This window comes from Lysinibacillus sphaericus, assembly GCF_005217585.1.
Lineage (GTDB): Bacteria > Bacillota > Bacilli > Bacillales_A > Planococcaceae > Lysinibacillus > Lysinibacillus sphaericus.
In genome coordinates this window covers 1107371-1120412 of sequence record NZ_SZPT01000002.1, presented here as the reverse complement: position 1 = coordinate 1120412, position 13042 = coordinate 1107371, and the positions used below count along the sequence as shown (strand labels likewise).

The following is a 13042-nucleotide window of genomic DNA, read 5'->3' as shown; positions in this document are numbered from 1 at the left end:
TTCTCACAAAGTGCTTGATTTATTAAACCATACAAATTTAATCGGATTATTTTAAGCAGAAGTATTTACTTTTATGTGATAAAACATTATAGTTAGTTTATAAAATAATATTGATTCATCTTCGGGGCAGGGTGAAAATCCCGACCGGCGGTAATAGAGTTGTAAATCGCTAGTGTAGTAGTAAGCTACAGTAGCTCGCATGATTTACTAGATGGCTCTTCAGCCCGCGACCTGTGCAAAGATTTTTTTGCATGGCTGACTTGGTGTAATTCCAAGGCCGACAGTATAGTCTGGATGGGAGAAGATGGAGGTACGATCGTCATTCGTTGTTACGAATTAAGCTATGTGCGAACGTTTTTTTAGTGTGTCTTTAAATGCACGCTATGCACAAAAAATAGCTAGTAATGGCGTTATTTACTCATGCCTTTTCTCCCTTATGCTGATTTGCATAAGGGTTTTTTCGTGAAAAACAATCGATTACGTCGTAACCTTTCTTCTTGCAAGATTGAATCAGCAAAGAGGAGAGAGTTTTCAATGAAGAAAAATGTCAAACTGCAATCGTTTATTACGATTGGTATGCTGAGTAGTATTTCGTTTTTATTAATGTTATTTAATTTCCCGATTCCACCGTTCCCAGCCTTTTTGGAAGTGGATTTCAGTGATATGCCTGCCTTACTTGCAGCCATCACGATGGGCCCAGTAGCAGGTATTTTAGTAGAGCTATTTAAAAATGTTTTAGATTGGATTTTCTCTGGTACGCCAACGGGAGTGCCAGTTGGTCATATTGCAAACTTTGTAACAGGCATATTATTTATTTTGCCAGTATCATTTATTTTTAACCGTTTTAAAACGATTGGAGGTCTTGTTGGAGGATTAGCAACAGGAACGATTGTGATGGCGGTTGGCATGAGCTTGTTAAATATCGCAGTATTTTTACCGATGTACACTTATTTCTTAGGTATGGAGCCAGTCGTTGGCGATTCATTATACACAATGATTGTTGCAGGCATTTTACCATTTAATATCGTGAAAGGTGTGTTATTAACGGCGATTATGGCATTGTTATTCACAACGATGCGCAAATGGATCAACCAACAACGCACAATGTATTTATCGAAATAAGCGTAAAAAAGTATGATTTAGGATAGTGTTCAAGTAATGACACCTTATTAGACTGTTATGTCTAGGAGGTGTTTTTTTGTTGCTTAAATTTGCAATTTCAGATTTACTTTCCAAAAAAGAACTACAAAATTTAAGTAGAAATACATTAAAAGGTTATGCAATATCGACTCACATGGAAGAATATCGAAAGAAAGTACCAGCAAACCATATTGACTTTTTACAGGTGAATTTAGTATGAGGGAAGTAAAAGTTATTATCCAAGGTCATTAGGTTAAAATAACAAAAAAATTATGAGGGGAATGAAAAAATGTATGATATTTACCATTGGTTTAGGTATTGAAGCTGTTATTGGGATAATTGTCAACGCAATAACTTGAAGCGAATTGCTACTTAAATTAGTCAAGTTTAGATAATAAATTTGTTCAATCTCCCGCAAATTTCGACAATACCTTTGATTTTCGTGGGAGATTTCTTTTAAATAAGTATACTACTTTATTCGCATCTCGGAGGTGCCAGGTCAGTTATATGCTTTATTCGATTACAGGCGTACAGTTCTAATGAAAATATCATATCTTCTATTAATCCAAAGAAAAAACAATTGCTCTACCACTAAAACTGCTAAAGAACCTGTCTTCAAATACTATACTATTTGTTTCTCCCCAAAGAGATGGATCTCTAAAACAAATTAGTCTTCCTTTAGAGGTATGAATTCGACCACATACTACTACCAAATGTCCCCCTTTGCTTCCGTTTTTAGGGAACTTTGGAGCAATAGAACATATTACTGGGCCCTTTGTTACAAGCAAGTTTTCAAGTTGTTTACCGCTTTTAACAACTATAGGCTTACCCTTCACCCCATACATTTCTCCTAAATCGGCTAAACCTTGGTGTAACCATCCCTTCGAAATATAATACTTTCTTTTTAAACCTTCTTTAAGTAATTCTAATTGGGTTGGTATAGGTATTTTATAATGAGATATAACCATTCGTAAACACGCCAACCCACAACATCTATCGCTCCAATAGTCATGACTTCTTTCTTCAATAAGTAATCCCTTTGGCCAGTCATTCATACAAAACTTTTGACTATAACGAGGTATATAAAGAGAATAATTCATTAAATTATTTTCACAATCGTTATTATGTGATTGAATGTTTAGTTCCATATTTTATTCACGTCCAATAATTTTCTTGTTATATCTCAAATAAATTAAAAGATATTACTAGCGTTACATTAAATTAACTATACTTTAAAGAAAAAAAATATTCAATCATTTTATTATGTCTAAAAAAGGTCCTTTATAATGGATAAAATCAGGTGGTAACCTGTCCAAATCCACTAATAAAGGACCAAAATTATGGTTAAGTTTATACGAAAAACTCCATCTGGAAATGGTTTTCAAGGATAAATCTTCAATTAAGAATAAAACAAAAAACACTCCTAGAAAACTGTTAATGAGCGTATGAAGGTGTGATGCCATAAGATTCTAGACATCATAGTAAATCAACACTTGTATATGAAGTTAATGTCATAACTTTGTGTTACATTTCTTCTGTTTAATTATAATGTTCGCTTAAATTCGACGCTAAAGACTAAAACGTTATATGTTAGGAAATGTATCTATTTAAATTTACTTTTATACTATAATCTTTTTATCAGTACTGATATTTCATACAAATTTTTACATTCTTGAATAGAATAATTAAGATGCGATTTGTTACGAAATTTAAAGAACTCGTTTTCAAAATTTAGATATAATAAATTCTAAATGAAATGTGGTAGTAATTGTTTTAAAAGGGAATAACTATATAGTAAAAATGCCATTAAATTTTATTGTAAGTGAAGTGAAAGGAGGAGATTTATGAATAATTTTATCAAGGGAGCTATTTATGCAGTTCTTTCGAGCATAGGATATGGGATTATGCCAATTTTTACAGTTAAAGCCTATGAATATGGTGTGACAGTGTATACTTTACTTTTTTTAAGATTCGGATTAAGTTCTATCATCTTTTTCCTTTTCTTCCTTGTGAAAGGTACAAATATAAGAATTGGTAAACATGAGGTGAAAAATCTTTTTATACTAGGTGGTATACTATTCACACTTTTATCTATTTTCCATTTTGAATCATTAAAATATATATCATCATCTATGGCAGTCTTGCTCTTATATTGTTTTCCTTTACTAGTTTGTATCATCTCTTATTTTTTATATAAAGAAAAATTAAGTATAGGATCAATACTAGCTTTAGTAGCAACTTTCATTAGCATGATTTATTTACTTGGAGTTTCATTAGATAAAATGAATGTCTATGGAATAGTCTTATCCCTTCTTGCAGCTTTGATCTTTGCAATATATATGATTGTGGGGAAAAGAGTAACTATTAATAATTCACCAGTAATAATAAGTGCCTATACAGCACTATTTGCAACTTTTGGCGTTTTCATAATTGGTGTAGTGAAGCAAGATATCTCTTTAAATTTTAATAACCAAGCATGGATACACATTGTTAGTATTGTGATTTTTTCAACTATTTTTGCTGAAATTACATTTTTTAAGTCGCTGGAATTGTTGAGTTCTTCTAACGTTTCGATGATTAGCATGGTAGAACCTGTATTTACTACTTTATTTGCTCTTGTTTTTTTAAATGAACGATTACAATTTTCACAACTTACTGGAGGAATGTTCGTTTTAATTAGTTTAGTCGTTTTAGTTTATTCTCAAAATAAGAGCATAAAAAAACCAGCAATAAATCGGACCCTAATTCAAAACGAACATATATAAATCAAAAGCGACTGCAACTCCATCATCTTTTAGTGATGATGATACAAAACCCATGATTAAAAGGAGAGATATAAATGAACACATTAGAGTTAGATACAAAGGAAAGTTATTGGAGTGCTGCTTTAAAAGAATTTGAACTTAAATCAAAAGTAACTTTAGGTACTTTTAAAAATAATGGATTTAAGTTAGTAAACGATACATTTTTTTTAGATAAAAAAATTATGCAATCACTTTCACAATTTGCTGATACTTATAATGTCAATGTAAATTCTATTTTATATTCAGCCTGGGGATTATTACTTCACAACTATAATGATACAGATTATGTTGTATTTGGTACAAGTACAACAGAAGGTAAAGTGCTACCGTTTTGTGTTAAAACTGATTTTGATATTACATCTATAAAATATATTAGACAAATTGAGAATGAATTAGAATTGATAAAATTATACAAAAATGTAACAGAAGAAGAAATTTTTTCTTATAATCAACTGGGTTTAAAAAGTGGTTTATTTGGTTCAATATTTTCGAGTGGTGAATCAAAAGCGGTTTTGTCAGAATATTTAGAAGAAAATGAGATTGAGATGTGTTTTGAAATAGATTTTTCGTTAAAATGTAGTATTTCCTACAACGATAATTTATTTGATAATTACGCAATATCGAAATTGAAAGAACATTTTTTTAATTTAGTATCTGAACTTACCTTAAATTCACATACTAAATTAGAGGATATTGCTATTCTTTCAAAAAAAGAAAAAAATCAAGTATTGTATGAATTTAATAATAAATCGATTAATTATGATATTACTAAAACTGTCGATGACTTTTTTGAAATGCAGGTTAAAAAAAATCCCAATAAAGTAGCTTTAATTTGTAAGGATAAAAGTTTTACATACGATGAACTTAATAAGAAATCCAATCAATTAGCTTTTTTACTACGTCAAAAAGGCGTTAAACCAGAAAAATTAGTAGGATTAGTAGTAGATCGATCCGAAGATTTAATTATTGGTATATTGGCGATTCTTAAAGCTGGCGGAGCTTATCTTCCTGTCGATCCAGCTTACCCATTACAACGTATTAATTATATGTATGAACAAGCGGAAATTGATTTACTATTAACACATAGTCATTTAAATATAGATTTGTCATTTCCTTGTGAAAAAATATATCTAGATAATTATCCTTTAAATCAATATCCAACTGACAATTTAGATAGATTACATAATGCAGAAAATCTAATCTATACGTTATATACTTCTGGTTCAACAGGGCAACCAAAAGGAGTTACTGTTGAGCATAGAAATGTTGTAGGATACTATCATAGTTTTATAGATGAATTTAAATTAACTGAAAATGATATTATGTTGCAGCAATCAACAGTATCATTTGATATTTCTGTAGAAGAAATTTTTCCTATTTTACTAACTGGCGGAACTTTGGTTATAGCATGTAAAGATGAAGTAGCCTCTATAGAAAAGCTTTTAATTGTAATGAGAAATAATAAAGTTACCATGATTAGCGGATTCCCTTTATTATTGAATGAATTAAACAAATATCCTCCTGTAGAATCGGTTCACACAATGATTAGTGGTGGAGACGTACTAAGAAAAGAATATATAAACAATTTAATTGATAAAGTTAAGATATATAATACTTATGGTCCGTCAGAGACAACTGTTTGTATCTCGTATTATGAAGTAACAAGTGAGAGAATACAAAGTGGCATTCCAACCGGTAAACCTATCGCTAACTATAAAGTATATATTTTAGATAAAAATCGAAAACCAGTTCCTATTGGAGTTCCAGGAGAAGTGTGTATTTCAGGTGTTGGTGTTTCCCGCGGATATTTGAATCGCCCTGATTTAACAAGTGAGCGCTTTTTAAAAAATCCATTCATACCGAATGAAAAAATGTATATTTCTGGAGATTTAGCAAGGTGGTCACCAGATGGGAATATTGAGTTTTTAGGTAGGATTGATAATCAAATAAAAATTTGTGGACGAAGAACTGAACCAGGTGAAGTGGAAGAAAAACTTCTAGAGCATCCAAATGTTACAGAAGCGTGTGTTATAGCTAGAGAAAACAAAGATAAAAATAAATATTTAACTGCTTATATAGTAATAAATGAAACTATTTCTGCTACAGATTTGAAAGAATATTTATATAAATTTTTACCAGACTTTATGGTACCATCCTATTATGTTGTATTAGATAAATTACCAATAAATATAAATGGAAAAATTGATAAAAATAATTTAGCTATTATTCTAAATTAAATTTACTTATTTATCTAGAGTAAGTCAGAAATATAAAATAGCGCACCTTTATGGCAAGCACAACGAATGGCCAGCTATCCGAAATTTTTTCGGCTAGCTGGCTATTTTGTGCATGTGTCTGGGATGTTTTTTGACAAAGACGAGTTGATGCCATTTGCTTTGACCGTCTCTGGTAATCTTAAACAGATTGCATTGGCTTTCGCACCAACTTCACTTACAGAGAAAGCCAATTTTCTTCGACCGATTACGATTGGGCGAATTGCATTTTCGGCTGGACGATTATCGATTTCAATCTAATCGTCAAATAGAAAAGCCCTTTAACCCTTGTACACGATTTAATTTGAATCTGCTGCTTTTGCGAGCACGTTTTTCCAAAAAAAGATAAGTCCTTTACCCCTTTCAAGAATTTCTCCACAATGGGCTTCGATTATTTTTGACGAACTTTTCAACGTTTTACTGGTGAAAGATGTTTAAATTGACATTCTAAGCGATTCAATTGATTACAATAATCGAAGTCCATATTCCCTCGTTACGATCGAATTTCAGGCAATCATGTCACAAATCTGTCTAACAGTTAGCGAATGTGACATTTTAGGAAGTCACCTTAGGTAGAATAACCATCACAAATTTCGGGTATGCACCTAAGTGTAAAAACGAATAACCACTTATATGACTGGAAATTTTGATACTCAAATATATTTACGAATAATTACATATGTTGATTAACTTATTTTCACCTTTAAAATCTGATGAATGGAGTGATTCTATAGCTAATCTATTAAGAAAATTTAAGAATTAATATAGGGTAAGTGGAATATTTTAACAATATTATTTTTTTATAAACAAAAAAGAAACATTACAGCGATTAATACCCAATTTAATACATTTAAGAAGCTTTTTGTAACACTTAAGATTTACAATACTAAATTATTAAATAATTTAGTAATATAAAAAGAGGAGGGGGGAGTATATGGAGGCTTTATTAAAGCTTGAAAATATCATTACGAAGGCTCTGATTCAGGAAAACCACAATGAGATAGAAAAGGAGAAAATTAGATTCGGTATACAACTAATTGTAAATGATATTTGGAAAATACTGTTTATTTATATAGTGGCATTCATTTTGAATTGCTTTATGGCCACACTAATAACACATATTACATTTATTGTATTACGACAAGTATCTTTTGGTTTTCATTTTCAAAGTAGCATTATTTGCTTAGTTGCAAGTATAGTTTCTTTGCCAATCGGTTTATACATAATCGATAGCAACCATATAAATGCTGACCATTTTATATTTTTAATTGGTATATTATCGACTCTTTTTTTACTATTAATAGCTCCTGTTGGAACTACAAAAAGACCCGTTTTTAATCAAAATCACCGAAACTATTTAAGAAAACAATTGTTCATTAGATTATCAATTCTATGGACTATTATTTTCGTTTTAAAAGGCGATTATCAATTATTTATTTTGTATGCAATAAATTTATTAGCAATATCAGTATTAATTCAAAAAATATTTGGAGGAAGTAATTATGAAAATTAGAAAACAATTATTAAATAAGGTATCGAACTTGGTTATTTTATTCGCAACTTCTGCGACTACATATGCATGTAACTTAGTTTTTCACGAAGTAAAAATACCAGAAAGTTTAAAAAAAGAAAGTAAATTTTAATTAAGTATTGGAGGATACTCAAATAGAAAGTAATTTCTTAATATTAGTAATTATTGAATTTTTTATTATAACGGGTTCTATATATTACTTACAGAATTTAAAATTTAATTTGGTTACTATAAGTTCAACTGTATTAATTTGGATATTAGCAGCAACAGCATTTTTATACGTTGAGTCTTGGAAAGTGATCTCTTTTCTTTTTATAACTATATTTATTTTTTTAAGCTTTAAATCCAATTTTTTTAAAATATGTATTGATTTAACTACTATCATTTTTATTGGAATTCTGTCTGAGTCATTATCACAAATTATGTTAGGATCTAGTAAATCGACTAATTCTCAGCTCATTTTATTTAGTTTAATTTATGTATCTTTGTTCAGCCTATTAAATCTCATTATACACAAATTGAAGAAAGATATTAGCATCATTGATTTTCCTTTAATAATCAAAATAATCTTTGTATTGCTTTTCAGTGTAACTGTCATTGTACTATACTTAAATATTTTTATTCCTTCAACATATGAAGAAATGCAGCTGACTAAAATTAATTTAACCATACAGCTTGTATATTTAGTTCTAATCTCTACATTAATTATGTTTCTAATAAAAATTATAAAAAAAGAGAATGCTCTTAAATATAAGCAACTGCAACAGTCTCAATACAATCAATATTTAATTTCTTTAGAAGCTGTTAATCAAGATATACAAAAATTCCAGCATGATTATATGAATATTTTATTGACTATGGATGGATATATTTCACAAGGGGATATAGAAGGTTTGAAAACCTACTTTAACAAAAAAATACTAAAAGTAGAGAGCGATACTTTATTAAAAAATCAATTTATGAAGAATATTAGTAACTTAGCTATTATTGAATTAAAGGGTCTTCTTTTAACAAAATTATTATTAATACTAGAAAAAAATATAAAATTTCATATTGAACTCCCGCAAAAAATCAGTAGTATTCCTATCGATATAATTGATTTTTCGAGAATTTTAGGGATATTAATCGATAACGCAATTGAAGCAAATGAAGAATCTAAGAACGGAGTAATAAATCTTGCTATATTAAAAACAGCGAATGAATCAATACTCTTTGTAATCGAAAACTCATTTCAAGATACTCTAGACATTAATCAAATTTTCAATAAAAACTATTCAACGAAAAAAGGAAATAATCGTGGAAATGGTCTTGCAAATGTTACTGAAATTATTAAAAAATATCCAAATGTTCTATTAAATACTCGAATTGAGAATCAAATATTTATTCAAGAATTAGAATTAAACTATAGGAAGTGATATTTTGAGAGTTATTATATGTGAAGACGACATTTCACAACGGCAATTTATTTTAAATGAGATTGTTCAATATGCTAACTTTCATTTACCCGGCACTGAGGTTGTTTTATGTGCTTCAAGTGGTGCCGAAGTATTAAGTTATATAAATCAATATCCAGCCGATTGTTACTTTTTAGATATTGATTTAGAAGGCATTATGTGTGGATTAGAATTGGCAAGCTTAATTAGAGAAAAGGATTCATTAGCAAATATTATTTTTGTTACAATGTTTGCTGATAAGCTAAGGTTAACTTTTAAATATAAAATTGCTGCGATGGATTATATTGTAAAAGATCCTGATAAAGAAATTTTTCAAGAAAACCTAACACTTGCTTTAAATACTGCATACCAACGATATGTTTCTATTGGTCAACAAAGTGATAGAGTTAATATGTTACAGATAAAGGTTGGAGAAAACATTAAAAATATTAAATACGCAAATATTTATTACTTAGAAACAGCAACAGTGGCTCATAAGCTGAGATTACATACCAAAGATGGAACATACGAATTTTATGGGAAACTCAAAGACTATGAAAAATTAGATAGCAGATTCCGACGTTGTCATAATAGTTATTTAATAAATATAGATCACATGATAGAGTTTTCTCCTAAAGAAAGAATGCTTACCATGAGTAATGGACATAAATGTTTGGTTTCATTTCGTTACACAAAAAATATCACACGTGTTAATTAAATAAATTCATCCAGTTTTTATTAGCATAATTTACGATAAATGCCAGTTCATCTTTAAGCCCTATCTGCCACTCGATTGACGAGGTAGCACAGACCAGATAATTAAAGCCCAAAAAAGTTGGCTAAACAGAGGCTGCCCCTCCTGGGGACGTCTAAAAAAACAGTAGCAAACCATTGATACAATTGGATTTGAGAGAAACTAGGTCTTCGGTCACTGATTCAGAATCCCTTTTTTATTACCTTGAAAATTACGTAAATATTGTACCGAAATTATCTTCCAATTCAATTGTATGGAGGATTTTTTTTATGACCAATAAGACAGGATTATTTGATGTAGACTTTTCACTGTCAACCAAAGAGCTTACTACTCAAGGGAAATGCTATGTTAAGAAACTTGTCTGCTTTTGATAAAATGTGATTCCTCACCTTTAATAAACCATTATATTTTTAATTTATGGAAAGTACAGTTGTCCTGAAAATACTTGAAAGATAGTAAGTATAACAAGAACCATTTATGATATAATCCCTATGATTTACAAAATTGGAGGATTGGTGAATTTTGAAAAGAAAAAGGTTGGTACTCTTATTTTCCATGCTTGCATTACTAGTTTTATCGGCTTGCAGTGATTCAAGTGATATTGATTCAAGTGATATTGATTCATATGAAGATACAAATGACACAGGTAACACGAGTTCACCTTATACGGAAGATGAACTAATAAATGACCCTTTAGCTCCGTCTACGAATCCGAATGATTACAATTCAAACGGTGAATATGTCCCTGAAAATGGTCCTAGCGACAATCCTGCTGATTATAATGTAGATGGAGAATACAAGCCAATAGAAGATATGACGGAGGAAGAAAAGAGAGCAGAACTTGAAAGATTCTTTAATGGCGAATAGGACTAGTTATTAGGAAATTTTCTTCTACAAAACAGAGTGTTCAAAATGGGCATGTCTGAGGGGTATTTCAAGGTTACAGAATGGCTTGATAGCGTTCCTATGAAGCCAAATGGAAGCAAAGAAGCGAGATAATTAAGTGTTTATCTCGTTTTTTAATTTGAGATTATTCTCGGCATAAGATTTATAACAGTATTAAATTGTATCATGTAAAGTACAAAGTTATCTATGGAGTTGTAGGAACGTCTGTGAACCTCCTGTGAGTGTGAAAGTTCATTCATTCTTTGATGGTATCTATGGATGCTTCCTAAGCTGGTTGAGTGCAGAGTGTAGCAATAGGATTTCAAGTTCCTAACTTTTCGGTAGTGAGATTATCTTGCAGTTAAGAACATACTTGTAATTCAGTAATAACTCCATTACAATCGATATTAACATTGAATAAATTAGTGTTCATTACTTATAAACTATTGATACTTATACTTTTTACGCTAATTCCCTCATTTAGCTTATTTCTTAGGTATGGCGCCAGTCGTTTGCGATTCATTGTACACAATGATTGTTGCAGGCATTTTACCATTTAATATCGTGAAAGGTGTGTTATTAACGGCGATTATGGCATTGTTATTCACAACGATGCGCAAATGGATCAACCAACAACGCACAATGTATTTATCGAAATAATTCATTTCACCTCGAACATATTTATGTTCGAGGTTTTTTATATAGAGCCAATAGCGTACTGGGAAATTTAGGAACTGTCTAGTCTAATTTCCTATTTTAATGTACAATTAATAAGAGATTAGTTAGTTTTGAGGAGATTGAAGAGATGAGTGAGAATAAAGGACAGTGGTCTAGTAAATTAGGGTTTATTTTAGCATCAGCGGGTGCGGCAATAGGGCTAGGGGCTATTTGGAAGTTACCCTATGTCACAGGGCAAAGTGGTGGAGGCGCATTTTTCCTAATTTTTGTGCTTTTTACATTATTGATTGGCCTACCGATGTTATTATCCGAGTATATTTTAGGGCGGGGTACGCAATCGGAAGCTGTCACTGCCTATAAAAAAATTGTGCCAACGAAACCAGCTTGGGCTTGGATTGGACGTATGGGTGTACTGGGGTGTTTTCTGTTATTAACCTTTTACAGTGTTGTAGGAGGATGGATTTTTATTTATAGTGGCCTTGGTGTATCAGGTGCAGTTATTGATTCTTCAGTTAATCCAGGCGATTTATTTGGAAAGATTATTAGCACACCGTGGATTACATTACTAGGTTTAGCGTTATTTACACTAACCAATGTACTTGTTATTTCGCTAGGTGTACAAAATGGTATTGAAAAAGCAAATAAGTGGATGATGCCATTATTATTTGTGATGTTTATCATTCTTGTTATTCGTGCATTAACTTTAGATGGGGCAATGGAAGGTGTGAAATTCTTCTTATGGCCTGATTTTTCTAATATATCAGGTAAAGCGTTACTAGAGGCGCTAGGGCAGTCATTCTTTGGTTTGGCAGTAGGATTCTCTTGTTTGGTTACATATAGTTCGTATTTGAAAAAAGATGTTAGTTTACCAAACTCAGCAGGTTCCGTTGTTATCTTGACGGTACTTGTGTCGTTATTAGCAGGACTAGCTATTTTCCCAGTTGTATTTGCCTTTGATTTAGAACCACAAGCTGGACCTGGCTTATTATTTATGGTGCTGCCGACAGCATTTAGTCAAATGCCTTTTGGGGAAGTGTTTTTAGCCCTGTTTTTATTACTATTTTTATTTGCGACATTAACTTCGTCGTTTAGTTTATATGAAATTATCGTGGCAGCATTTATTGAAAAATGGCATATTTCGCGTTCAATCTTAACGTTATTACTTGGAGTCATTGTTTTTGTTGCGGCAATTCCATCGGCATTATCGTCAAGTTTATTAGCGGATGTTTCCATATTTGGCAAGTCAATCTTTGATGCTACTGATTATTTAGTGTCTAATTTAATGCTACCATTGGGCAATTTATTGATCGCCATTTTTATTGCCTATGTAGTAGATAAAGACTTTATGAAAAAAGAATTGCTTATGGGAAGTCAAGTGGGGCAAGGGTTTTATAACACGTATCGGCTACTTATGTTAGTGGTCGTCCCAATTGTAATTATCGTTGTTTTATTAAATATGCTTCTACAAAAATAATTGTATAGCAGCTTAGAGATGGTTCTTGTATTGTGCAGGAACCATCTTTTTTTCGATTAAGCACCAAGTG

The 13042-nt window shown here is 30.9% G+C and carries 13 protein-coding genes and 1 riboswitch; of the genes, 12 read left to right on the top strand and 1 reads right to left on the bottom strand.

Translation table 11 applies throughout. The features are described 5' to 3' along the window. The first annotated feature begins 113 nt into the window (after nt 1–113). Nucleotides 114–310: riboswitch (FMN riboswitch) on the top strand. 224 nt (nt 311–534) lie between these two features. After that, nucleotides 535–1122 carry an ECF transporter S component gene (locus FC748_RS11040; protein WP_024361484.1) on the top strand — a complete coding sequence of 196 codons (588 nt, stop codon included), beginning with the start codon at nt 535–537 and terminating at the stop codon, nt 1120–1122. A 76-nt stretch (nt 1123–1198) separates the two neighbouring features. After that, nucleotides 1199–1360: a hypothetical protein gene (locus FC748_RS22080; protein WP_167492671.1), complete on the top strand. Its 162-nt coding sequence runs from the start codon at nt 1199–1201 to the stop codon at nt 1358–1360. A 340-nt stretch (nt 1361–1700) separates the two neighbouring features. Here the strand turns inward: FC748_RS22080 and FC748_RS11035 are convergent, their stop codons facing one another. Next, nucleotides 1701–2288, bottom strand: a complete 588-nt coding sequence (locus FC748_RS11035; RefSeq protein WP_108029606.1) for a C39 family peptidase — start codon at nt 2286–2288, stop codon at nt 1701–1703. Nucleotides 2289–2984: 696 nt separating this feature from the next. On the opposite strand from FC748_RS11035, the gene FC748_RS11030 reads away from it, so the two are divergent. From FC748_RS11030 to FC748_RS10985, 10 genes are all read left to right on the top strand, one after another. Then, on the top strand, nt 2985–3905 hold the full coding sequence (locus FC748_RS11030) for a DMT family transporter (protein ID WP_108029607.1): 921 nt from the start codon (nt 2985–2987) through the stop codon (nt 3903–3905). A gap of 74 nt (nt 3906–3979) precedes the next feature. Beyond that, a complete protein-coding gene (locus FC748_RS11025; RefSeq protein WP_108029608.1) occupies nt 3980–6181 on the top strand; it encodes a non-ribosomal peptide synthetase in 2202 nt (733 codons plus the stop codon). A gap of 66 nt (nt 6182–6247) precedes the next feature. Then, complete coding sequence (locus tag FC748_RS22560; protein WP_024361480.1) at nt 6248–6478, top strand: hypothetical protein; 231 nt, start codon at nt 6248–6250, stop codon at nt 6476–6478. A gap of 673 nt (nt 6479–7151) precedes the next feature. Continuing rightward, a complete protein-coding gene (locus FC748_RS11015; protein WP_108029609.1) occupies nt 7152–7730 on the top strand; it encodes an accessory gene regulator ArgB-like protein in 579 nt (192 codons plus the stop codon). Then, nucleotides 7720–7860 (top strand): cyclic lactone autoinducer peptide, encoded by a 141-nt coding sequence (locus FC748_RS11010; RefSeq protein ID WP_080653286.1) that lies wholly within the window; start codon nt 7720–7722, stop codon nt 7858–7860. The genes FC748_RS11015 and FC748_RS11010 overlap by 11 nt, the downstream gene beginning before the upstream one ends. A 109-nt stretch (nt 7861–7969) precedes the next feature. Then, the gene (locus FC748_RS11005) at nt 7970–9163 is read left to right on the top strand and encodes a GHKL domain-containing protein (protein ID WP_208733883.1); all 1194 of its coding nucleotides are present in this window, start codon (nt 7970–7972) and stop codon (nt 9161–9163) included. A gap of 4 nt (nt 9164–9167) precedes the next feature. Further along, nucleotides 9168–9899 (top strand): LytR/AlgR family response regulator transcription factor, encoded by a 732-nt coding sequence (locus FC748_RS11000; RefSeq protein WP_108029611.1) that lies wholly within the window; start codon nt 9168–9170, stop codon nt 9897–9899. A gap of 558 nt (nt 9900–10457) precedes the next feature. After that, on the top strand, nt 10458–10802 hold the full coding sequence (locus FC748_RS10995) for a hypothetical protein (RefSeq protein ID WP_153062810.1): 345 nt from the start codon (nt 10458–10460) through the stop codon (nt 10800–10802). Nucleotides 10803–11318: 516 nt separating this feature from the next. Further along, nucleotides 11319–11480, top strand: coding sequence for a hypothetical protein (locus FC748_RS10990; protein WP_229388933.1), 162 nt, complete (start codon nt 11319–11321; stop codon nt 11478–11480). A gap of 145 nt (nt 11481–11625) precedes the next feature. Then, nucleotides 11626–12972, top strand: a complete 1347-nt coding sequence (locus FC748_RS10985; RefSeq protein WP_108029613.1) for a sodium-dependent transporter — start codon at nt 11626–11628, stop codon at nt 12970–12972. The last annotated feature ends 70 nt before the right edge of the window (nt 12973–13042 follow it).